Genomic DNA, 23,162 nt, shown 5'->3' with positions numbered 1-23,162 from the left:
CAGCCCTACTCGGTGGCGGCGGGCTCGGCCTGTGCCCGCAGCAACGCCACGAACTCGTCCGCAGGCACAGGGCGGCTGCACAGGTAACCCTGGTAGGAATCGCAGCCCCGCTCGCGCAGGAAGGCCAGCTGGCCCTCGGTCTCCACGCCCTCGGCCAGTACCGACAGGCCCATGCTGTGCCCCATGGCAATGATGGCGGCGCTGATGGCCATGTCGTCCTCGCTCTGTGGGATGTCGCGGATGAAGCCCTGGTCGATCTTGAGCACATCGATGGGAAACCGCTTGAGCTGTGCGAGCGACGAATAGCCGGTGCCAAAGTCGTCCACCGCGATGCGCACCCCCAGCTCGCGCAGGCGCACCAGCACCTGGCGGGCCTCTTCGGTGCGCTCGGCCAGCGCACTTTCAGTGATCTCCAGCTCCAGCAGCGCCGCCGGGAAGCCGCTGGTCTGCAACGCCGCCGCTGTGCAACCGGCCAAATCGGTCAGGTGGAACTGGCGCGGCGACACATTCAGCGCCAGGGTCAATTCGGGCAGGCCTGCATCGCGCCACTGCTGGCCCTGACGGCAAACCTCGCGCACCACCCATTCGCCCAGCGGACCGATCACACCCGAGGTCTCCGCCACCGGGATGAAGCGCGCGGGCGAGATCAGTCCCTCCTGCGGGTCGTTCCAGCGCACCAGCGCCTCGGCGCCCTGGATGCGCCCGGTGGCGATGTCGATCTGGGGCTGGTAGTACATCTGCAGGTGGCCCTGGGCCAGTGCCAGACGCAAGCGCGATTCCAGCTCCAGCCGCTCGCGGGCCGCCTGGGTCATGGCTTCGTGGAAGAAGCACCAGGCGCCCCGGCCGCGCGCCTTGGCACCGTACACCGCCGCGTGGGCGCCCTGCAGCAGCAGCTCGGTGGTACCAGCGTGCTCAGGGAACATGCAGATGCCCACGCTCACGCCCGCCACCACCTCCAGCCCGTCGGGCGAACGCCAGGGCTCGGCCACCGCGCGGATCAGGTGGCGCGCCACGGCGGCCGCACCGTCGGCATGGCGCAGGTTGCGCGCCACCACCGCCAGCTCGTCGCCCGCCATGCGCCCCAGCACATCCCCGGGCCGCAGGGCGGACTGCACCTGACGCGCAATGTGCTTGAGCACCTCGTCGCCCGTGGCGTGACCATAGCTATCGTTCACATCCTTGAAGCGGTCCAGGTTGAGCAGCAGCACCGCAATGTGCTCGCCGCTGCCCTGGGCCTCCTGCACCGCCAGCTCCAGCTGGTGCCCGAACCAAGTACGGTTGGACAGGCCGGTGAGCGGGTCGTTGTGCGCCAGGTATTCCAGCTGCCGCTGCTGGGCCTTTTCTTCGGAGATGTCGGTGAACATGCACACGTAGTGCGTGATCTCACCCGCCGGGTCGCGCACGGCCGACAGCGACATGTGCTCCGGAAAGATTTCGCCGTTCTTGCGACGGTTCCAGATCTCGCCCTGCCAGTAGCCTGTGTCGGTCACTTGCGCCCACATGGCCTCATAGAACGCCTTGTCGTGGCGGCCCGACTTGAAGACGCGCGGGGTCTTGCCCAGCAGCTCCTCCTCGGTGTAGCCCAGCAGCCGGGTGAACGCAGCGTTGACCGACAGGATGCGGCTGTGGGCATCGGTCACCACCACGCCCTCCATGGTGTTGTCCACCACCGTGGCGGCCAGGCGCTGGCGGGCCTCGCTGCGCTGCAGCGCGGCGCGCGCGGCCTTGATCTCGTCGAGATCCTGCACCACGCACACCAGGTGCGCGGGCTCATCGCCCACTTCGGGCGCCAGCGTCACGGTACAAAGCACGGGCACCCGGCGGCCGTTGTCCAGCCGCAGGCAGTGGCGCTCGCCCACATAGTGGTCGATCTCGCCGGCCAGCAGGCGCTCCAGCTGCGACGCTGCCCAGTCGGGGTCCTGGGCGATCATCACATCGCGGAAATTGAGGCTCAGCGTCTGCACGGGCTCAGCGCCCAGCAGGTCACACAGGCGGGTGTTGGCCCATAAGAATCTGCCATCCAGCGCCACCCGCGCAAAACCGGCGGGCGCATGGCGCACGATCTGCGTCAGCTCCTGCGCCATGGCCATGCGCACCTTTTCGGCGCGGCGCATGCGCCGCAGCAGCCACCAGGCCAGGCCGCTGGTCAGCGCCACATAGCCCCAGCCCTTCCAGGTCTGGAAACGGGTCAACAGGGCCGGGTCGGTCACCCAGTGGGCCAGCAACGCATCGCCCGCAAACACCCAGGCCACCCCCAGCACCAGGTACAGCAGCATGCCCCGCCAGGGGACCAGTGATGAGGCATAGCCCTCGTTGCCCATTGCGCTTCTTGCACTCCTTGTTGATTTCCACGGTTTCACGGCCCATGGCCCTTGCTGCGACAATTGCACAGCTATGACCAACGCCTACATCCTTACCCTGTCCTGCCCCGACCGCCTGGGGCTGGTGCACGCCGTCTCGGGCTTCCTGCTGGAGCACGGCGGCAACATCGAAGAAGCCGCGCAGTACAACGACCACGCCACGGGCCTGTTCTTCATGCGGGTGCAGTTTGCCTGCGACCAGCACGACCACCCCACCCTCAAAGCGCGCCTGGCCAGCTTTGCCGAGCCCTACAACATGCACTGGAGTCTGCACGCCACGGCAGCCCCCATGAAAACCGTGCTCATGGTCAGCAAGGAAGGCCACTGCCTCAACGACCTGCTGTTCCGCTGGAAGAGTGGCCTGCTGCCCATCGACATCCGCGCCATCATCAGCAACCACCGCGACTTCTACCAGCTGGCGGCCAGCTACAACGTCCCCTTCCACCATATCCCGGTGACCGGCAGCACCAAAGCCCAGGCCGAAGCCAAACAGTTTGAGATTATCGAGGGCGAAGGGGCCGAATTGGTGGTATTGGCCCGTTACATGCAGATCCTTTCTCTTGACCTATGTCAAAAGTTGGCCGGTCGGGCGATCAACATCCACCACAGCTTCCTGCCCAGCTTCAAGGGCGCCAAACCGTACTACCAGGCGCATGACCGGGGCGTGAAGCTGATCGGCGCCACGGCCCACTACGTAACGGCCGACCTGGACGAAGGCCCGATCATCGAGCAGGACGTGGCCCGTGCGGACCACACCGACACCGTGGAAGACCTCACCGCCCGTGGCCGCGACACCGAAAGCCAGGTGCTGGCCCGCGCCGTGAAGTGGCACAGCGAGCACCGCGTGATCCTGAACGGTCACAAGACGGTGATCTTCCGCTAGATCGCTTCGTCCCATGGCCACGGCAGCTCCGTCCTCTTTCCTCAGCAGCGCCGCACGGCGCATTCCGCCCATCCAGTGCCTGCTGACATTCGAGGCCCTGGCCCGCCTGCGCAGCGTGACGCAGACGGCCGACGAGCTGTGCGTGACGCCCAGCGCCGTGAGCCACCGGGTCAAGCAGCTGGAGCAGATCCTGGGGGTACGGCTGTTTGGCCGGGCCGACTTTTCGCTGACCACCGAGGGCAGCGCCTACCTGGCCCATGTGCGCGAGGGGCTGGGCGCGCTGCAGCGCTTTCCGGGCCAGGCGGCTGCGCCCGGGCGGCGGCGGCTCAAGCTGGCCGTCACGCCCACGTTTGCGCGCACCATCCTCATCCCCCGCCTGCGGCAGTTCACCGAGGCGTACCCCGAGATCGACCTGGCGCTGCAAGTCTCCATCCCGCTGCTGGACGTGGTGGCCGAGGACGCCGACCTGATGGTGCGCTTTGGCCCCGGCCACTATGCCGATGTGGAACACGTGGAAATTGCGCGCGACGTGGTCACCCCCCTGGCCTCGCCCGCCTTCGTGCGCGAGCATGGCCCGTTCGAGCGCCCCGAAGACCTGGAGGGCGTGCCCCTGCTGCGCAGCCCGCTAGAGCCCTGGCGCACCTGGTTTGCCGCCACGGGTCTCGACTGGGCTGAGCCCAGCGAGGGCTCGCAGTTCAACGACATCGGCCTGATGTGCGACGGCGCTGCTGCCGGCATGGGCGTGGCGCTGGTACGCCTGAAGCTGGGCGCGCCCTGGCTGGAGAACGGCACTCTAGTGCGCCTGTTTGACACCGACACCGCCAGCCCCCACGCGCACTACCTGTGCTGGCGCACGGGCACCATGGACCGGTGGGAATGCGCGGCGTTTGCCGAATGGCTGCGCAAAACCATGGCGTAGTAGAGGCATCCCCCTGAGTCGCCTTGGGCGACTTCCCCCTTCTCTCGGCCGCCCTCGCCCGAGCCGCGCCCGCCTCCATCAGGTTCAGGCAAATTTGCCTCTAGCGCTTGCTCAACATGCACCAGCAGCTATCAATTGGTGAGCAATCCGGTGTTTTTCACAATCCCCTGAAGAAAAACTCAAGCCCGGGCCCCCAGCCATCCCCTACAGTGACAGCCATGAACACTGCCGCCGACCCCACCGTAGCCCTGTCCGAACGCGTCGCGCGCCAGGCCGAGGTTGTCCAGGCCCTGGGCCGCGTTTTGCCCGCCCACGCCCTGCTCTGGCACAGCGAAGACACCACGCCGTACGAATGCGACGGCCTCACCGCCTACCGCCAGCGCCCGCTGGTGGTGTGCCTGCCCGAGACATACGATGAGGTGCAGGCCGTGCTGCAGGTGTGCCACCGGCTGCAGGTGCCCGTGGTGGCGCGCGGCGCGGGCACGGGCCTGTCGGGCGGGGCCATGCCGCACACCCTGGGCGTGACGATGTCGCTGGCCAAGTTCAACCGCATCCTCGACATCAACCCCGAAAGCCGCACGGCCGTGGTGCAGTGCGGCGTGCGCAACCTGGCCATCAGCGAGGCTGCGGCACCTTACAACCTCTACTACGCCCCCGACCCCAGCAGCCAGATCGCCTGCACCATCGGCGGTAACGTGGCCGAGAACTCGGGCGGCGTGCACTGCCTCAAATACGGCCTTACCGTGCACAACGTGCTCAAGGTGAAGGGCTTCACGGTGGAAGGCGATCCCGTTGAATTTGGCAGCGAGGCGCTCGATGCCCCCGGCTACGACCTGCTGGCCGCCGTGATCGGCAGCGAAGGCATGCTGGCCGTGACCACCGAAGTGACCGTCAAACTCATCCCCAAGCCGATGCTCGCGCGCTGCATCATGGCCAGCTTTGACGACGTGCGCAAAGCGGGCGACGCGGTGGCCGCCGTCATCGCCGCCGGCATCATCCCCGCGGGCCTGGAGATGATGGACAAGCCCATGACCGCCGCCGTGGAAGACTTTGTGCACGCAGGCTACGACCTCACCGCCGAAGCCATCCTGCTGTGCGAAAGCGACGGCACGCCCGAAGAGGTGGAAGAAGAAATCGGCCGCATGAGCGACGTGCTGCGCGCTGCAGGCGCCACCGCCATTTCGGTCAGCAACGACGAAGCAGAGCGCCTGCGCTTCTGGAGCGGCCGCAAAAACGCCTTCCCCGCCAGCGGCCGCATCAGCCCCGACTACATGTGCATGGACTCCACCATCCCGCGCAAGCGCCTGGCCGACATCCTGCTCGCCATCCAGGAAATGGAAAAGAAATACCAGCTGCGCTGCGCCAACGTGTTCCACGCGGGCGACGGCAACCTGCACCCGCTGATCCTGTTCGATGCGAACGATGCCGACCAGCTGCACCGCTGCGAGCTGTTTGGCGCCGACATCCTGGAAACCAGCGTGGCCATGGGCGGCACGGTGACGGGCGAACATGGCGTGGGCGTGGAGAAGCTCAACAGCATGTGCGTGCAGTTTTCTGCGGCGGAGAACGCACAGATGTTCGGGCTCAAACACGCGTTTGATCCGGCGGGGTTGTTGAACCCCGGCAAGGTGATTCCGACGCTGAACCGGTGTGCGGAGTACGGGAAGATGCTGGTGCGCGGGGGGCAGATCAAGCACCCCGATCTGCCACGTTTCTGACCGCCATGAAGGCGCTGCAAGGACTGGCTTTTCTTCTGCTCATGCAGTCAGGGGGCGAGGCACTGTCCCACTTTTTAAAGCTCCCGGTGCCTGGGCCGGTCGTCGGCATGGTGCTGCTCTTGCTCGCGCTGCGCTGGCAGCCGGTGCAGGATTCCGTGGCCCCAGCGGCGGGCTTCTTGCTCCAGCACCTGTCGCTGCTGTTTGTGCCGGTGGGCGTGGGGGTGATGACCCACCTGGCGTTGCTGAGCACCTATGGCCTGCAGCTGGTGGGGGTGATCGTGCTGTCCACCTGGATGGGCATGGCGGTGACGGCGCAGGTGCTGCGTCTTCTGCAGCCCAAGGAGGACCATGGCGAACTTCGTTGAGCTGTGGGTGTACCTGGCCTCGGCCCCGCTGTTCGGGCTGACGGCCACGCTGGCGGTGTATGTGCTGGCGCAGGCACTGTCGGTGCGCTCCGGCCACGCACCCTGGGCCAATCCGGTGATGGTGTCGGTGGTCATTCTGGCCAGTGTGATGCTGGCCACGGGCACGGCCTACCCCACGTACTTTGCGGGTGCGCAGTTCATCCACTTCTTGCTGGGCCCTGCGGTGGTGGCACTGGGCTGGCCCCTGTGGCAGCGCCGTGCGGCCCTGCGCTCACGTTGGGGCCGGCTGGTGCTGGCCTCGCTGGCGGGTGGCAGCGCAGCGGCCGCCAGTGCTGTGGGCCTGGGCTGGGTGCTGGGCCTGCCCGGTGATGTGCTGATGTCGCTGGCCCCCAAATCTGTCACCGCCCCGGTCGCGATGGGCATTGCCGCACAGGTTGGCGGCGTGCCCGCCCTGGCCGCCGTGTTCGCGGCCTTGACGGGCATGGTGGGGGCGCTGTCTGCACGCTGGTTGTTCGGCTTGATGCGCCTGCCCACCGACGCGCAAGGCATGGCGCTGCGAGGCTTTGCACTGGGCACTGCGTCGCACGGCATCGGGGCGGCACATGCGCTGCAGGTACATGCGGAGGCCGGGGCGTATGCAGGGCTGGCGCTGGGGTTGCAGGTGGTGCTGGCGGCGGTGCTGATGCCTCTGGTGTTCCGTTTGTTGTGAGGGGTGTGGCGGGGGCATCGCCTCCCGTCCCGCGCTACGCAGCGCAGCGCTCAGCGGCCCTCACCCGCCCCACAAAGCCCGCCCCATGGCCCCCACATGCGACACGCCGAACAGCAGCAGCCCGATGAGCCCGCCCACCACGGTGCCATTGATGCGGATGTACTGCAGGTCCTTGCCGATGTTCAGCTCGATCAGCTGCGTCATCTCCTCCGCATCCCAGCGCCGCACCGTATCCTCAATGTGCTGCGCAATGAACGCCGACACATCCGGCGCCAGCCCCTCCACCCAACGCTCAAGCCGGTCATTGAACGACTGCCTGAGCGCCGCATCCCCCGCTAAAGACTCCCCCAACCACAGCCCCAGCTTGCTCACCTGCCGAGCCAGCACGGAGTCAGCGTCGGCCAGATCGCGCTGCAACGCACCACGCAGGTCCAGCCACAAGGTCTGCACATAGCCACCCACGGTGGCATCGGTCTGCAGCCAGGTGCGGATCTCCTCGCCCTTGCGCGCCCATTCCGGGTCACTGCGCAGGCGCTCGATAAAGCGCTGCACAGCGGTATCAAACTGCGCGCGCAAGGCATGCTGCGGGTTGGCGGCCACATCGGCCATCAGGCTCTCCAGCGCGCGGGCCAGCAGCGCCGAGCCCTTGTCGCCCAGCCAGTCGCTGGGCAGGAATTTCTCGGTGCGCGGATGGTCCTTCTTGAGCCAGGCCACGATGGACTGCGCGACCCAGGTACGGGTCTGCTCGTTCTGCAGCAGTTCGATGAGCTTGGCCAGCACGTCGTCCAGCAGCGCCTGGTGACGACCGTTGTGGGTCAGGGTGTCGAGCACCGCTGCCAACGCACGCGACATGTCCACCTGCCCGATCAAGGCACGCGCGGCCTTGTGGATGAAGCGCTCCACCTGCGCGTCCTGCACCGTCTCCAGCGCAGCCGATGCCAGGCGCGTGGCCTGGTGCCCGAGCAGCGCGGCGCTGCCGGGCGCGGTAAGCCACTGCGCCAGCCGCTCGGCCGGGTCGTGTCTGCGGATCAGCGACACGAGCGAAGGCACGTCCAAGAACTTGTCGCGCACAAAGGTGGCCAGGTTGCGGCCGATGCGCGCCTGGTTGCGCGCGATGACCGCTGTGTGCGGAATGGGCAGGCCCAGCGGTCGGCGAAACAGCGCCACCACCGCAAACCAGTCGGCCAACGCGCCCACCATGGCGGCCTCGGCCATGGCTTTCACGGCGTTGAGCCACAGGCCCCGCTCGACCACGCTGGTGGCAATGAACACAGCCGTGACCAGCAACAGCAGGCCCAGCGCCTGCCGTTTGGCACGCCGCAGGGCGAGGGTTGCGCTGTCAGCCTCTGGCTTCATCCGGGCCCGCCCACTGCCCTGGCGTGCAACCCGTCAGGCAGCCGCCGCAATCTGGTCCAGCGCCTTCGACAGATGGCCCACCGTGCGGTCCACGTTGTGCCACTTCTCCAGGCCGAACAGGCCGATACGGAAGGTCTTGAAGTCCGGCCCTTCATCGCACTGCAGCGGCACACCCGCAGCGGTCTGCAAACCGACTTCGAGGAACTTCTTGCCGTTCTGGATGCCGGGGTCGGTGGTGTAGCTCACCACCACGCCGGGGGCCTTGAAGCCCTCGGCCGCCACGCTGGGGAAGCCGCGCGACTCCAGCAGCGCACGCACCTTGGCGCCCAGTTCGATCTGCTCTTCGCGCACCTTGGCAAAGCCATAGGCACGTGTCTCGGCCATCACGTCGCGCAGGCGCACCAGTGCATCGGTGGGCATGGTGGTGTGGTACGCGTGCTGGCCCTTTTCGTAGCCCTCGGCGATCTGCATCCACTTCTTGAGGTCGCACGAGAAGCTGCTGCTCGTCGTGCCCTCGATGGCCTGGCGTGCGCGTTCACTCAGCATCACCATGGCGCAGCAGGGCGAGCCGCTCCAGCCCTTTTGAGGGGCGCTGATGAGCACGTCCACCCCCGTGGCCTGCATGTCCACCCACATGGCGCCCGACGCTACGCAGTCCAGCACAAACAGCGCGCCCACCTCGTGGGCAGCCGCTGTCAGCGTGCGAAGGTAGTCGTCAGACAGGATGATGCCGCTGGCCGTTTCCACATGCGGGGCGAACACGACCTTGGGCTTTTCGGCGCGAATGGTGGCTGCGACTTCGTCCGCCGGGCATGGCGCCCAGGGTGCCTGCGGGCCGCTGCCCTGCTGGCGCGCCTTGCACACCACGGAGCCACCGCCCAGGCCCTTGTCGGCATCAAAGATCTGCGTCCAGCGGTAGCTGAACCAGCCGTTGCGCACGATGAGCACCTTTTCCTTGTTGGCAAACTGGCGCGCTACAGCCTCCATGCCGAAGGTGCCGCTGCCGGGCACCAGCACGGCGGTGTGGGCGTGGTAGACCTCTTTGAGCGTGCCCAGAATGTCCTGCATCACGCCGGTAAAGCGCTTGGACATGTGGTTGAGCGCGCGGTCGGTGTAGACCACCGAAAATTCGAGCAGACCATCGGGGTCGATATCGGGCAAAAGGCCGGGCATGGTGGGTCTCCGCGTGTGAAACTGGGGGAAGAAACAAGGCGATCGGACCAGCTTATCATGGCCCCGCACCTCCATTGGTCGCTGCGCCATGCCGCCAAAACCCTTCCAGTTTCTGCCCACCGCACTGCCTGGCATCGATGCGATGCAGGCGGACTCGCACTTCGCCTTCGGCAGGCACATGCACCTGCAGTTCGGCCTGGGCGTGATCGACCGGGGGGCGCAGAAATCGTTCAGCGGCCGGGGCATGGTGGAGTCACTCCCCGGCGACACCATCACGGTCAACCCTGGCGAGGTCCACGACGGCAAGCCCCTGGGCGAAGGCGGCCGCGCCTGGCGCATGCTGTACCTGGAGCCCGCCCTGGTGGCCGGTCTGGCGGCCGAGGTGCGCCCCAGCACGCCCGGCGCAGGCTTCGAATTCCACGCGCCCAACCTGCGCGATGCGCGGCTTGCCGCGCAGGTCCGTGCGCTGTTTGCGGCCGCCACACGGCACCCCCGCCACGCGGCCGCGCCGCTGCAGGTCGAGGAATGCCTGCTCCAGATTCTGGCGGGCCTGCTGCGCCCGCCGGGCAAGGGCAGGCACATCGCCGCGTCCATTGCCAACGCCCGCGCCATGGTGGACGACGACCCGACCATGGCCTGGAGCCTTGCCGAGCTGGCCCGCGAGGCCGGGCTGAGCCGCTACCAGCTGGTGCGGCAGTTCGCACAGGCCACGGGACTCACGCCGCACGCCTACCTGGTGCAGCGCCGGTTGCACCACGCGCGGCGGCTCATGCGCGTCGGCACGCCCCTGGCCGAGGTGGCCGCCGCCAGCGGCTTTGCCGACCAGAGCCACCTCACACGTCTGTTCGCGCGCAGCTTCGGCACCACGCCCCACGCCTACCTGCGCGCCCACCGCTGAGGCGCTGCAATTTTGTTCAAGACGCGGGATCGCGCGTGCGGCGATGCTGCGGACTTCTCCACTCCACTGCATGCCGCCGCTGTGCGGCTTCAAAGCGCCATGGGCATCGAATTCCTCATCACTTCCCTCGTCGTCGTCATCTCGCCCAGTCCGGGCGCCCTGCTGACCGTGGCGGCCGGGCTGTCGGGCGGCGCGCGGGCTGCGGCCGTCACGGCCCTGGGGTGCACGCTGGGCATCGTGCCGCACCTGCTGGCCGCAGTCACCGGCCTGGCCGCGCTGCTCCATGCCAGCGCCACCGCCTTCGAGGTTCTGCGCTACGCGGGGGTGGCCTACCTGCTGTACATGGGCTGGGCCACCTGGCGCTCCCCTGCCGCGCTGGAGGTGCGCGCCGACGCGCCCGCGCGCTCCACCGGGGGACGCATCGCCGAGGCGATGCTCGTCAACCTGCTCAACCCCAAGCTGTCGCTGTTTTTCCTCACATTCCTGCCGCAGTTCATCGCACCAGGCGAAACGCAGCCCGCCCTGCGCATGGCGCAGCTGTCGCTGGTGTTCATGGCGATGACGTTCGCGGTGTTCCTGGCCTACGGCGTCTTTGCCGCACGCTTTCGCGACCAGGTGCTGCAGCGCCCGAGCGTGCTGGTGTGGCTGCGGCGCGGCTTTGCCGCGGCGTTTGTGGGGCTGGGAGGCAAGCTCGCGCTGATGCAGCGATGAAGGGGTTCACCAGGTGTCGATGAACTGCGGCCCCATCGGGCCCACCTTGGCCGACGCCAGCCCCCGCGCCAGCCACGCCCGCGTATCCGCCGGGTCGATCACTGCATCGATCTCCAGCGTGGCGGCCATGTGCAGCGCCTCGCCGTGGGCGTACGACCGGGCCAGCAGCTTGGCGAACAGCGCGTCGCGCTCCGCGCCTTCGGGCAGCGCTTCCAGCTCCTTGCGAAAGCCCAGGCGCACGGCGCCCTCCAGGCCCATGGCGCCGAACTCGCCCGTGGGCCAGGCCACGGTGAAGACGGGTGCATGAAAGCCCCCGGCCGCCATGCCCATGGCGCCCAGGCCGTAACCTTTGCGCAGCACCACGCTGAAGGTGGGCACGCGCAGGCTGGCGGCGGTAACGAACAGGCGGCTCACGTGGCGTACCTGGGCCGTGGCTTCGACCTCGGGGCCGACCATGAAGCCGGGCGTGTCCACCAGGCTCACGATGGGCAGGCCGTGCGCGTTGCACAGCTGCATGAAGCGCGCGCCTTTGTCGGCCGCGTCGGCGTCGATGGCGCCGCCCAGGTGCAGCGGGTTGTTGGCCAGGATGCCCACGGGACGGCCTTCGATGCGGGCCAGCGCGGTGTGGATGCCGACGCCGAAGCCGGTGCGCAGCGGCAGCAGGCTGCCGTCGTCCACCAGGCCGGCCATGGCAGTGCGGGTGTCGTACACGCGCAAGCGGTTCTCGGGCACCACGGCGCGCATCAGGCGTTGGTCGGGTGCAGACCACTCCGATGTGCGGCCCTGGAAGAACGACAGGTAGTGGCGCGCTGCCTGCACCGCCCCGGCTTCGTCATCGACCAGCACGTCGATCACGCCATTGGCATGCTGCACGCGGCTTGGGCCGATCTGCTCGGGTTTGAAGACACCCAGGCCGCCGCCTTCGATCATGGCCGGGCCGCCCATGCCGATGTTGCTGGCGCGTGTGGCGATGATCACGTCGCTGCAGCCCAGCAGCGCGGCATTGCCCGCAAAACACCGCCCTGCCGCGATGCCGACCACCGGCACCTGGCCCGACAGCGCGGCGTAGCTGGCAAACGTGTGCACATGCAGGCCGGCCACCACGGGCATGTCGGTGTCGCCCGGGCGGCCACCGCCGCCTTCGGCGAACAGCACCACGGGCAGCTTCTGCGCGAGGGCGATGCCGAGCATGCGGTCGGTCTTGGCGTGGTTGCGTGCGCCCTGGGTGCCCGCGAGCACGGTGGCGTCGTACGACATGACCACGGCGCGGGACTTCTCGTCGCCAAACAGGGCACCGTTGATGCCGCCAATTCCCGTGACCATCCCATCGGCGGGCGTGTTGGCAATCAGGTCCTCCTTGCTGCGGCGGCGCGCCTGCGCGGCGATGGCCAGGGCGCCGTATTCGATGAAGCTGCCGTCGTCGCACAGGTCGGCAATGTTCTCGCGCGCGGTGCGGCCGCCTTGCGCGTGGCGCTTGGCGATGGCTTCGGGCCGTGCGGCATCGAGCGTGAAGGCGTGGCGGTCGATCACGCGTTGCAGGTCGGCGCGGATGTGGTCGGGGTCATGTGCAGCGCTGCCCTGCACGCTCACATCGGCCGCATCGTCCACGGCCTCCAGCACCAGCAGTGGCTGGCCCTGCACGACGTAGCCGCCAGCCACAGCCAACAATGAGCCCACGCGGCCCGCATGGGGCGCCAGCAGCACATGCTCCATCTTCATGGCTTCGAGCACAGCCAGTTCGGCGCCTGCGGCGACCACATCGCCCTCAGCCACGCTCAGCTGCACGAGGCGGGCGGGCATGGGGGCCAGCACGGCGCCTTCGGGTGCGTCAGAGGCGATCTTCTGGTCTTTTTGCCCTATAGCGCTAGTCGGATATGCCTTATTAGCTATATCTTTAGTAGCAACCAGAAGCTCTGGCAGTACCGACTCTAGCCAGCGCGTGTGCACCTGTTGGCTCTCCATTTCTTGCCGCGCAGCCAGCGCCTGCAGCAGCGCCAGATTGGTGGCCACGCCGTCGATGCGGCACTCGGCCAGCGCGCGCTGCGAGCGGCGCAGTGCGTCGGCAAAACGCGGGCTGCGCGTGTGCACGATGAGCTTGGCCAGCAGCGTGTCGTAGTGCGGCGATGGCGTGGCGCCTGCAGCGCCGTGTGTGTCCACGCGCACGCCTGGGCCTGCGGGCAGATCGAAACGGTGCAGCGTGCCGCTGCCAGGGGTGGCGTTGCCCTGCGCGTCCAGCGTTTCGGCGTTGATGCGCCACTGAACCGCAAAGCCCAACACGGTGGGCGGCGCAGCAGGGTCGAGACCGATGTCCCGCAGCCTGCGGCCCGCCGCCAGCGCAATCTGCGCCTGCACCAGGTCCACGCCAGTGACTTCTTCGGTGATGGTGTGCTCGACCTGCAGGCGCGGGTTGCATTCGATGAACACAAAGGGCAGGTCGGCGCTGGCCAGGTCCACCAGAAACTCGAAGGTACCCAGGCCCTGGTAATCCACGGCGCGCGCCATGGACAGCGCAGCCGTGGTGATGCGCTCACGCAATGCGCCCGGCAGCGAGGGGCTGGGCGCGATCTCCACCACTTTCTGAAAGCGCCGCTGCAGCGTGCATTCGCGCTCGCCCAGGGCGATCACCTCGCGCCCGTCTCCCAGCACCTGCACCTCGATATGGCGGGCGTTGCCCATCAAGCGCTCGACGTACACGCCGTCCACACCAAAGGCGGCCTGCGCCTCGCTGCGGCAGCGCGCGTAGGCAGCGGGCAAGTCATCGGCCGACGCCACCGCGCGCATGCCGCGCCCGCCGCCACCGCCGATGGCCTTGATGACGATGCCCGCATGGGCGTGCTGCGCAAAGAAGGCCTGCGCCTCTTCCAGAGACACCGCCGCCTGCGTGCCGGGCATGAGCGGCACGCCGTGCTGCTGCGCCAGCGCACGGGCCTGCGCCTTGTCGCCGAACAACGCGAGCTGCGCAGGCGTGGGGCCGATGAAGCGCAGCCCCGCTTCGTCGCAGGCACCGGCAAAGTCGGCCCGCTCGCTCAGGAAGCCGTAGCCCGGGTGCACGGCATCGCAGCCCTGCGCCTGGGCAATGGCGATGAGGCGCGCACCGTCCAGGTACGCCGCCGGGCCGGTGGCGCCCAGCGCCACGGCCGCACTGGCTGCGTGCACATGGGGGCTGGCGGCGTCATCGTCGGCATACACGGCCACGCTGGCAATGCCCAGGTCGTGCAGGGCGCGCACGGTGCGCAGTGCGATCTCGCCACGATTGGCAACCAGCACTTTGGTGAACAGAACAGAAGATGGCATGGGGCAGTCGCTCTAATTTTTATAGCTAGCGGCGCATATTCAACGAGCGCCAGCGGTCAATTTGTCATTCAATCAAGCAATATCACGGAGCAGGCGGCGCAGCACCTTGCCCGCGCCCGTGGCGGGCAGCGCGTCGATGAAGCGCACCTCGCGCGGTGCCTTGTAGGGCGCCATGTTGTCGCGGCACCAGGCCACCAGGGCGGCGGCATCCACGTCCTGGCCGGGCTTCTTGACGATGAAGGCGCGCACCACCTCGCCCTTTTCCGCATCGGGCACGCCAATCACAGCGGCCTGGGCCACGGCAGGGTGTTTTATGAGCAAGGTCTCGACCTCTTCGGGGAACACGCTGTAGCCCGAGACCTTGATCATTTCCTTGAAGCGGCCGATGAAGGTGAGGTAGCCGTCCGCGTCGATTTGGCCCATGTCACCGGTGTAGACCCAGCCGTCCTTCAGCGTCTTGGCCGTGGCATCGGGCTTGTTCCAGTAGCCCTTGAAGTTGCCGGGGCCGTGGATGGTGATCTCGCCCACCTCGCCGGTGGGCAGCGGCGCGCCGGTGTCGGGGTCCACGATGCGGATCTGGTTGCCCGGTACGGGCTTGCCCTGTGTGCCCCAGCGGATGGAGTCCACCGGCATGGCGGTGTCCACGGTGTGCGTTTCCGACAGGCCATAGGCCGCCTCGTGTGCAATGCAGTTGGGCGCGAACTGCTGCCACTGCAGGGCCAGCGCCTCGGTGAAGGTGATGCCAAAGCTGGTGACTGGGTTGCGGCGCAGCGCGCTCCAGTCCATCTCGCGTGCGCCGGGCACCTGCATGAGCGCGCCATTCATGGGCGCGATGCTGTACCACCAGGTCACGCGGTGGCGCTCCAGCGCCTGGGCCACGCCCAGTGGGTCAAAACGGTACAGCAGCACGGCGGTGGCGCCGGTATAGACCGGCAGGTTCACGCCCATCACCATGCCGGCGATGTGGTACAGCGGCGCCACCGCCAGCAGCGTTTCGTGCGGCGTCATGCCGTTGCAGTCGGCGGAAGCGGCGGTCTTGAAGGTAGCGTTGCCGTAGCTCAGCATCGCCCCCTTCGGCAGGCCGGTGGTGCCCGAGGTGTAGGTCATGAGCGAGATGTCATCCATCGACAAGGCCACGGGCGCAGGCCGCGCACCGGTTCGGGTGGCGGCCAGGAAGTCTTCGCAGCTCGCAGGCACCGGCGCCATGGCGGCGCGCATGGCCAGCAGCTCGGCGGGTACGTCGATGCTGGGCTCGCCCTCGGGCAGCAGCTCGGCATAGCGCACCACAAATACCTGCTGCAGCGCGGTCTTGGCGCGCACCTTGTCCACCACGGGCAGCAGCACATCGGCCGCGACGATCACGCGCGCCTGCAAGTCGGCGAGCTGGTACTCCAGCTCATGCTCCTTGTTCAGCGGCCCGCAGGGGCAGACGATGGCGCCGATCTTCTGGATGCCGTAGTGCGCCATCACGTACTGCGGGCAGTTGTTCATGAACAGCGCCACGGGCTCGCCCTTGGCCACACCAAGCGCCTGTAGGCGCGCGGCAAATGCATCACTGGCCGCATCAAGCTGCGCCCACGTGAGGGGCTGGCCGTACCAGAGGTAGGCGATGTGGTCGGGCGTTTCGCGCGCGTGGCGGCGCAGGTGTTCGTGCAGCGGCAGGGGCGTTGCGGTGGCAGGCATGGCGTTGTTGTCTCCAAGGTGTCTGGAATCGCTGGTTCCCGGGGGCGTCAGAACCCGTTCTAAGGGTTTGCGATAGGCGCCCTCACCCGCCAGCGTCTTGTCAATATATACCGCTTGGTAGAACAATGCTACCCATGGGTATAACCAAAGCGACACCGACCACTCCGCCCGCCACACTGGGCGTGCTGCCCGTGAAGGCGCGCGGCCGCCAGAAGGCCAGCACGCTCAGCACGGACGAGAAGCGTGAGCGCATCCTCCAGGCGGCCGAAGCGCTGTTCGACCGGCAGGGCTACGCCAACACGACGATGGAGCAGATCGTGCAGCAGCTGGGTGTGACCAAGCCCTACGTCTACTACTACTTCCACAACAAGCAGGAAATCTTCGAGACGCTGTGCTGGCGCCCGTCCGTGGCCTGCTTCACGGCCATGGACTTCCCCGAGGACGACCTGCGCCCCGCGCACACCAAGGTCGCCGAGGGCATGGAGCGGCTGATCCGCGCCACCATCGAGCACCACCCGGCCGCGTTCTTTCCGTACCGCGAACCGCAGGTCTTCCGCCCGGAATACCTGGCCATGCAGAAGAAGCTGGCCAGCCACTTCTACGACCGCATGTGCGCGTTGATGGAAGAGGCCCGCAGCGAGGGCACGCTGGACTTCAAGGAGACACGCCTCACGGCCCTGGCCGCCTGCAGCCTGCCGGGTTTTCTCTACCACTGGTACCGGCCCGACGGGCGCCTGTCGCCTGCCGAGGTGGTGCGCGAACTGTCTCAACTGGCCTGGCGTGTGCTGGGCCTGCGTGCTCCGGGCGAAGCAGCGGAACAGCCCGTCGCGCCCAAGGCGGCGGGCCGGGCCAGCGCGCGCCGCAAGCCTGCCGCCAGCGGTTGACCCCACGCCGCGAGACGGCGCCCTGCCCCTTTTTTCGCACCATCCCACCCATCGAGGAGATCCGAGCATGAGCCCCACCTTCCGCACCCTCACGGCCGCTGCCGCCTTGTGCGCCGTCAGCGCAGCCAGCGCGCAGGAGACCTTCAAGGTCGCCTACATCGACCCACTGTCCGGCCCGTTTGCCAACGTGGGCGAGCTGATGCTCACCCACACGCAATACGCCATAGAGGACATCAACGCCAAGGGCGGCGTGCTCAAGGGCACCAAGCTGCAGCTGCTGCAGTTCGACAGCAAGCTTTCGGCGCAGGAGAGCCAGAGCGCGCTGCAGGCCGCCATCGACCAGGGCGCCAAGGCCATCGTGACGGGCGGCTCGGGTTCGTCCGTGGTCACCGCGCTGGTGCAGGCAGCGGCGCGCCACAACCAGCGCAACCCGGGCAAGGAGATCCTGGTGCTGAACCACTCCTCCATCGACCCCGAGCTGACGGGCAAGGCGTGCAATTTCTGGCACTTCCAGTTCGAGGCCAACACGGCCATGAAGATGAAGGCCATTGCCAACTACATCAAGAAGCAGCCGGACATCAAGAAGGTGTACCTGCTGAACCAGGACTACGCGCACGGCAAACAGTGGGCGCACTACGGCCGCGAGATGGTGGGTCTGGCGCGGCCCGACATCCAGTTTGTGGGCGAGGCGCTGCACCCCATTGGCCGCGTGAAGGACTTTGCGCCTTACCTCGCCAAGGTCAAGAGCACGGAGGCCGACTCGGTCATCACCGGCAACTGGGGGCAGGACATGACGCTGCTGCTCAAGGCCGCGGGCGATGCGGGCTACAACCTGCGCTACTTCAACCACAGCGCGGGCTCCATCCCGGGGACGGTGCTGGCCGTGTCACAGGCCAAGCAAGGCCAGCTGACCTGGGTGGCCGAATGGCACCCCGGCCAGGTCGACACCCCCAAGGTGGATGCGCTGGCCAAGGCCTACAAGGCCAAGACGGGCAAGGACTTCCTTGCGCCGCGCATTGAGATGACTCCGCGCTTCCTGGCGGCCGCCATCAACAAGGCCCAGTCCACCGACCCGGTGAAGGTGGCGCGCGCGCTGGAAGACCTGACGCTGGAATCGGTGGTGGGCCCCGTGCGCATGCGCGGCGAAGACCACCAGCTGCTGCTGCCCCAGGTGGTCAACACCATTGCGCAGGTGGACGGCAAAGCCGTGAAGGTGGGCTGGGAAGGCACGAACTACGGCTTCCGCACCGATGCGGCCTACACCGGCAATGAGCTGGCACAGGGCACGGACTGCAAGATGGCGAGACCCTGACACCACGGCGCATCAGCGCGCGGTAGACCCCACGGCGGCAGCTGCCACGGGCCGCCGCTACCATGGCCGGTCATCGCATTCATTGACCCGACCCACAAGGACCGCGCCCATGCCCGACTTTCGCAGCGACACCGTCACCCAGCCCACGCCCGCCATGCGCGAGGCCATGTTCAAGGCCCCGCTGGGCGACGATGTGTTTGCCGACGACCCTTCGGTGAACGCACTGCAGGACCACGCGGCCGAGCTGCTGGGTTTTGAGGCGGCGTTGCTCGCCCCCTCCGGTACGCAAACCAACCTGATCGCGCTGTGGGGCCACTGTCAGCGCGGCGATGAGGCCATCGTGGGCCAGAGCTGGCACACCTACCGTTGGGAAGCAGGCGGCATGGCGGTGCTGGGCTCCATCCAGCCCCAGCCGGTGGAGACACAGCCGGACGGCACCCTGCGTCTGGCCGACATCGCCGCCGCCATCAAGCCCGACGACCCGCACTTTGCGCGCACCCGCCTGGTGGTGCTGGAGAACACCACCGGCGGCCAGGTGCTGCCGCCCGCCTACATCGCCGAGGTCGCACAGCTGGCGCGCAGCCGGGGGCTGGCCATGCACCTGGACGGCGCACGCATGTTCAACGCGGCCACGGCCAATGCTGCGCGCAACGGCACCGATGTGTACGACGAAGCGCGCGCGCTGTGCAGCCACTTTGATTCCGCATCGCTGTGCCTGAGCAAGGGCCTGGGCGCGCCCGTGGGCTCGCTGGTGCTGGGCTCGCGCGACTTCATCCGGCAGGCGCGCCGCACCCGCAAGATTTTGGGCGGTGGCATGCGGCAGGCGGGTGTGCTGGCGGCTGCCGGCCACTATGCGCTACAGCACCATGTGCGGCGCCTGGCCGAAGACCACGCTCGCCTGGACCGTCTTGCCCAAGGCCTGGCCGAAGCCAACCGCAGCCACCCAGCGCTGCAGGGCAAGATCACCGTGCTGTCGTGGCAGACCAACATCCTCTTCACCGACCTGCATGCAGAGGTGGCGCCCGCATTCACCGCGTGGCTGGCGCAGCACGGCGTGCGCGTGACCAGCAGCCTGTATGGCGGCGCAACCCGGCTGCGCTGGGTGACACATCTGGATGTGAGCGAGGCGGATGTGACGACAGCGCTGGACTGCGTGGCGAGCTTCAGGCTGCCAGGCTGAACCCGCTCAAGCGGCGGGGTAGGTCCGTCCACCAAACACCCCGGTGCCCACGCGCACCAGGGTGCTGCCCGCCTGGATGGCGGCCTCCAGGTCGGCCGTCATGCCCAAAGACAGAGTGTCGAAGTGCTCCAGGCCCGGCTCCTTCAGCGCAGCCATCTGGTCAAAAAGTGCTCTGGCGCTCCTGTGGATTGCCAGTTGCGCTTCAAATTCAGGAGCATGGTCTGGAATGCTCATGAGCCCCCGCACCACCAGCCGTGGCAGGTTTGCGACAGCGCGCACCAGGTCCAGGGCCTCGGCCGGGGCCACCCCTGACTTGGTGGGGCCTCCGTCGATGTTGACCTGGATACATATCTGTAGCGGCGGCAGGTGATCGGGCCGCTGGGCCGACAGGCGCTCTGCGATCTTGAGCCGGTCCACCGTGTGCACCCAGTCGAAGTGCTCGGCCACGGGGCGCGTCTTGTTGCTCTGGATGGGGCCAATGCAGTGCCACTGCAACGCTGCGCCGGGCAAGGCCGCCCGCACGGCAGCGATCTTGTCCACGCCCTCCTGGATGTAGTTCTCGCCAAAGGCGCGCTGGCCTGCGGCCACTGCCTCCAGCACCGCCTCGGCGCCAAAGGTTTTGGAAACGGCCAGCAGGCCCACCTGGGCCGGGTCGCGCCCGGCGGCCTGGCACGCCTGGGCGATCCTGCCCATAACCTGTTGGAGGTTGTTAGCAATCGTGGTCATAATGTTTGATAAGCGTACCAAACGATAGAGGGACTCCGTGGACATTACCCAATTGCTCGCGTTCAGCGTGAAGAACAAGGCCTCCGACCTGCACCTCTCCGCCGGTCTGCCGCCCATGATCCGGGTCCACGGCGACGTGCGGCGCATCAACGTCGATGCGCTGGACCACAAGACGGTGCACGCCATGGTGTACGACATCATGAGCGACGCGCAGCGCAAGACGTATGAAGAATTCCTGGAGGTGGACTTTTCGTTCGAGATCGAAGGCCTGGCCCGTTTCCGCGTCAACGCCTTCAACCAGAACCGGGGCGCGGCCGCCGTGTTCCGGACGATTCCAAGCAAGATCCTCACGCTGGAACAGCTCAACGCCCCCAAGATCTTCGGCGACCTGGCCTTGAAGCCACGGGGCCTGGTGCTGGTGACCGGCCCCACGGGCTCGGGCAAGTCCACCACGCTGGCCGCCATGGTCAACTACCTCAACGAATCCGAGTACGGCCACATCCTCACAGTGGAAGACCCGATCGAATTCGTGCACGAGTCCAAGAAGTGCCTGATCAACCAGCGTGAAGTCGGCCCGATGACGCTGTCGTTCGCGGCGGCCCTGAAGTCTGCACTGCGTGAAGACCCGGACGCCATCCTGGTGGGCGAAATGCGCGACCTGGAAACCATCCGTCTGGCCATGACAGCGGCGGAAACGGGCCACTTGGTGTTTGGCACGCTGCACACCTCCAGCGCCGCCAAGACCATCGACCGGATCATCGACGTGTTCCCCGCCGAAGAAAAGGAAATGGTCCGTGCGATGTTGTCCGAATCGCTGCAGGCCGTGATCTCGCAGACGCTGTGCAAGACCAAGGATGGCTCCGGGCGCGTGGCCGCGCACGAGATCATGCTGGGCACCAGCGCCATCCGCAACCTGATCCGCGAGGCCAAGGTTGCGCAGATGTATTCGACCATCCAGACCAGCAACAGCGTGGGCATGCAGACGCTGGACCAGAACCTGACCGACCTGGTGCGCCGCAACATCATCAGCCCGGCCGAAGCACGCAGCAAGGCCAAGATCCCCGAGAACTTCCCCGGCTGAGCCCCCGACAGCACACACCCATGAACGACTTTGCGGCCCCTGCAGGCGCCGCATACCGGAGCGCGATATGAAAGGCATTTTGAGCCTTCTGAAAATGAAAGCCCGCAGCGGCAAGCCATCGGACGACCACACGGACTCCGTGCTGTTCTCCACCGCGTTTGCGGGCCAGGGGGTGGACGACTCCATGCTGGTGCCCTGGGAGGCCCGTGCAGTGGAAGTGGGTGCCAAGCGCCTGCCCACCAGCCGGGGCGGCAAGCTGCTGCAAGGCCTGTGGGCCAAGGACAAGTACATGGCGCACCTCGACAAGGACGCCGTGGAGCGCATGGAGCGCTTTTTTGAATTTGCGGCCGTCCCCTCCAACCGCGACGTGATCCGCCAGGACGAGTACGGCAACTTCATGGTGGTGCTGCTCACCGGCACCATCGCTGTGGACCGCGTGCAGCCCTGGGGCGAGCAGCTGCGCCTGGCCGAGACCCGTCCCGGCGACATCCTGGGCGAAATGTCGCTGCTGGACAGCGGCATCCGCTTTTCGGCCTGCACCACGCTGACCGACTGCGAGATCGCCGTGCTGTCGGCCGAGGCCATGGACGACATGATGACCAAGGACCCGCAACTGGCCGCCAGCCTGATTGCCCTGCTGGCGCGCAAACTGTCGCTGCGCCTGCGTGTGGTGAGCGCGCGCCTGAGCGACAACCAGAAATGATGCACCTATCCACGACACAAGATCGTCCGGCAGACGACCACCCCCGGGAGAACTTCTGATGGAACGCGATCAGGCCAGTAAATTCATTAATGACCTGCTCAAGCTGATGGTGAGCCGCAATGGCAGCGACTTGTTCATCACGGCAGAGTTTCCACCCGCCATCAAGGTCGATGGCAAGGTGACCAAGGTGTCGCCGCAGCCGCTCACACCCAACCACACGCTGACGCTGGCGCGCGCCATCATGAGCGACAAGCAGGTGGCCGACTTCGAGCGCACGAAAGAGTGCAACTTCGCCATCTCGCCCGCCGGCATCGGGCGCTTCCGCGTCAACGCCTTCATCCAGCAGGGCAAGGTGGGTATGGTGCTGCGGACCATTCCGCTCACACTGCCGACCATTGACGGCCTGGGCGTGCCACAGGTGCTCAAGGAGGTGACGATGACCAAACGCGGCCTGTGCATCCTGGTGGGTGCCACGGGCTCGGGCAAATCCACCACGCTGGCCGCCATGGTGGACTGGCGCAACGAGAACTCGTTCGGCCACATCATCACGGTGGAAGACCCTATCGAATTTGTGCACCCGCACAAGAACTGCGTGGTCACGCAGCGCGAAGTGGGCCTGGACACCGACAGCTGGGAAGCCGCCCTGAAGAACACGTTGCGGCAGGCGCCCGACGTGATCCTGATGGGCGAAATCCGCGACCGCGAGACCATGGAACATGCGGTGGCGTTTGCCGAAACCGGGCACTTGTGCCTGGCCACGCTGCACGCCAACAGCGCCAACCAGGCGCTGGACCGGATCATCAACTTCTTCCCTGAAGAGCGCCGCGCACAATTGCTGATGGACCTGTCGCTCAACCTGCGCGCCATGATCTCGCAACGCCTGATCCCCAAGCAGGACGGCAAGGGCCGCGCCGCAGCGGTGGAGGTGATGCTCAACACCCCGCTGATCTCCGACCTGATCTTCAAGGGCGAGGTCTCCGAAATCAAGGAGATCATGAAGAAGAGCCGCAACCTGGGCATGCAGACCTTCGACCAGGCGCTGTTCGATGCCTACGAGGCCAACGTCATCAGCTACGAAGACGCGCTGCGCAATGCCGACTCGCTCAACGACCTGCGCCTGCAGATCAAGCTCAACAGCCAGCGCGCCAAGTCGCCCGACCTGGCGCAGGGCACCGAGCATTTCGCGATCGTGTGACGCCAGAGCAAG

19 protein-coding genes are annotated in these 23,162 nt (G+C 67.1%); 13 read left to right on the top strand and 6 right to left on the bottom strand.

Annotated features, from left to right (window positions below):
• Positions 1 to 5 precede the first annotated feature (5 nt).
• Complete coding sequence (locus tag C380_RS02295) at positions 6 to 2,321, bottom strand: bifunctional diguanylate cyclase/phosphodiesterase (protein ID WP_015012273.1); 2,316 nt, start codon at positions 2,319 to 2,321, stop codon at positions 6 to 8.
• Between the two features lie 73 nt (positions 2,322 to 2,394).
• Here C380_RS02295 and purU point away from each other — a divergent pair, with 73 nt between their 5' ends.
• From purU to C380_RS02270, 5 genes are all read left to right on the top strand, one after another.
• Positions 2,395 to 3,243 (top strand): formyltetrahydrofolate deformylase, encoded by an 849-nt coding sequence (gene purU, locus C380_RS02290; RefSeq protein ID WP_015012272.1) that lies wholly within the window; start codon positions 2,395 to 2,397, stop codon positions 3,241 to 3,243.
• Positions 3,244 to 3,256: 13 nt separating this feature from the next.
• Entirely contained in the window at positions 3,257 to 4,162 is a 906-nt protein-coding gene (locus C380_RS02285; RefSeq protein ID WP_015012271.1) for a LysR substrate-binding domain-containing protein, read from the top strand.
• A gap of 218 nt (positions 4,163 to 4,380) precedes the next feature.
• On the top strand, positions 4,381 to 5,880 hold the full coding sequence (locus C380_RS02280) for an FAD-linked oxidase C-terminal domain-containing protein (RefSeq protein ID WP_015012270.1): 1,500 nt from the start codon (positions 4,381 to 4,383) through the stop codon (positions 5,878 to 5,880).
• 5 nt (positions 5,881 to 5,885) lie between these two features.
• Positions 5,886 to 6,245 (top strand): CidA/LrgA family protein, encoded by a 360-nt coding sequence (locus C380_RS02275; RefSeq protein WP_015012269.1) that lies wholly within the window; start codon positions 5,886 to 5,888, stop codon positions 6,243 to 6,245.
• Positions 6,229 to 6,954, top strand: a complete 726-nt coding sequence (locus C380_RS02270; protein WP_015012268.1) for an LrgB family protein — start codon at positions 6,229 to 6,231, stop codon at positions 6,952 to 6,954. The genes C380_RS02275 and C380_RS02270 overlap by 17 nt, the downstream gene beginning before the upstream one ends.
• A 60-nt stretch (positions 6,955 to 7,014) precedes the next feature.
• Here C380_RS02270 and C380_RS02265 read toward each other — a convergent pair whose 3' ends face one another.
• On the bottom strand, positions 7,015 to 8,310 hold the full coding sequence (locus tag C380_RS02265; protein WP_015012267.1) for a DUF445 domain-containing protein: 1,296 nt from the start codon (positions 8,308 to 8,310) through the stop codon (positions 7,015 to 7,017).
• Between the two features lie 33 nt (positions 8,311 to 8,343).
• Entirely contained in the window at positions 8,344 to 9,483 is a 1,140-nt protein-coding gene (locus tag C380_RS02260) for an aminotransferase class V-fold PLP-dependent enzyme (RefSeq protein WP_015012266.1), read from the bottom strand.
• A gap of 88 nt (positions 9,484 to 9,571) precedes the next feature.
• Between C380_RS02260 and C380_RS02255 the strand changes: the two genes are divergently transcribed.
• Positions 9,572 to 10,381 carry an AraC family transcriptional regulator gene (locus C380_RS02255; protein WP_015012265.1) on the top strand — a complete coding sequence of 270 codons (810 nt, stop codon included), beginning with the start codon at positions 9,572 to 9,574 and terminating at the stop codon, positions 10,379 to 10,381.
• 99 nt (positions 10,382 to 10,480) lie between these two features.
• Positions 10,481 to 11,092: a LysE family translocator gene (locus C380_RS02250; protein ID WP_043565083.1), complete on the top strand. Its 612-nt coding sequence runs from the start codon at positions 10,481 to 10,483 to the stop codon at positions 11,090 to 11,092.
• A gap of 6 nt (positions 11,093 to 11,098) precedes the next feature.
• Here the strand turns inward: C380_RS02250 and C380_RS02245 are convergent, their stop codons facing one another.
• Together C380_RS02245 and C380_RS02240 are read right to left on the bottom strand one after the other, a co-directional pair.
• On the bottom strand, positions 11,099 to 14,371 hold the full coding sequence (locus C380_RS02245) for a carboxyl transferase domain-containing protein (RefSeq protein ID WP_043565939.1): 3,273 nt from the start codon (positions 14,369 to 14,371) through the stop codon (positions 11,099 to 11,101).
• A gap of 87 nt (positions 14,372 to 14,458) precedes the next feature.
• Positions 14,459 to 16,069, bottom strand: coding sequence for an AMP-binding protein (locus tag C380_RS02240; RefSeq protein WP_015012262.1), 1,611 nt, complete (start codon positions 16,067 to 16,069; stop codon positions 14,459 to 14,461).
• Positions 16,070 to 16,203: 134 nt separating this feature from the next.
• On the opposite strand from C380_RS02240, the gene C380_RS02235 reads away from it, so the two are divergent.
• The 3 genes from C380_RS02235 (at position 16,204) to ltaE (ending at position 19,445) form a co-directional block, all read left to right on the top strand.
• Positions 16,204 to 16,953 carry a TetR/AcrR family transcriptional regulator gene (locus C380_RS02235; RefSeq protein WP_015012261.1) on the top strand — a complete coding sequence of 250 codons (750 nt, stop codon included), beginning with the start codon at positions 16,204 to 16,206 and terminating at the stop codon, positions 16,951 to 16,953.
• Between the two features lie 67 nt (positions 16,954 to 17,020).
• Complete coding sequence (locus tag C380_RS02230) at positions 17,021 to 18,265, top strand: branched-chain amino acid ABC transporter substrate-binding protein (protein WP_015012260.1); 1,245 nt, start codon at positions 17,021 to 17,023, stop codon at positions 18,263 to 18,265.
• A gap of 109 nt (positions 18,266 to 18,374) precedes the next feature.
• Positions 18,375 to 19,445 carry a low-specificity L-threonine aldolase gene (gene ltaE, locus C380_RS02225; RefSeq protein ID WP_015012259.1) on the top strand — a complete coding sequence of 357 codons (1,071 nt, stop codon included), beginning with the start codon at positions 18,375 to 18,377 and terminating at the stop codon, positions 19,443 to 19,445.
• Positions 19,446 to 19,451: 6 nt separating this feature from the next.
• Here ltaE and C380_RS02220 read toward each other — a convergent pair whose 3' ends face one another.
• Positions 19,452 to 20,171, bottom strand: a complete 720-nt coding sequence (locus tag C380_RS02220) for a YggS family pyridoxal phosphate-dependent enzyme (RefSeq protein WP_015012258.1) — start codon at positions 20,169 to 20,171, stop codon at positions 19,452 to 19,454.
• A gap of 37 nt (positions 20,172 to 20,208) precedes the next feature.
• Here C380_RS02220 and C380_RS02215 point away from each other — a divergent pair, with 37 nt between their 5' ends.
• The 3 genes from C380_RS02215 (at position 20,209) to C380_RS02205 (ending at position 23,150) form a co-directional block, all read left to right on the top strand.
• A complete protein-coding gene (locus C380_RS02215; protein WP_015012257.1) occupies positions 20,209 to 21,252 on the top strand; it encodes a type IV pilus twitching motility protein PilT in 1,044 nt (347 codons plus the stop codon).
• A gap of 67 nt (positions 21,253 to 21,319) precedes the next feature.
• The gene (locus C380_RS02210) at positions 21,320 to 21,955 is read left to right on the top strand and encodes a Crp/Fnr family transcriptional regulator (protein WP_015012256.1); all 636 of its coding nucleotides are present in this window, start codon (positions 21,320 to 21,322) and stop codon (positions 21,953 to 21,955) included.
• A 58-nt stretch (positions 21,956 to 22,013) separates the two neighbouring features.
• Positions 22,014 to 23,150 carry a PilT/PilU family type 4a pilus ATPase gene (locus C380_RS02205; RefSeq protein ID WP_015012255.1) on the top strand — a complete coding sequence of 379 codons (1,137 nt, stop codon included), beginning with the start codon at positions 22,014 to 22,016 and terminating at the stop codon, positions 23,148 to 23,150.
• Positions 23,151 to 23,162 lie beyond the last annotated feature (12 nt).

It is taken from the genome of Acidovorax sp. KKS102 (assembly GCF_000302535.1).
Classification (GTDB): Bacteria; Pseudomonadota; Gammaproteobacteria; order Burkholderiales; family Burkholderiaceae_C; genus Acidovorax.
Note: the sequence above shows the minus strand (reverse complement) of the source record. Positions and strands in the feature narration are given on the sequence as shown.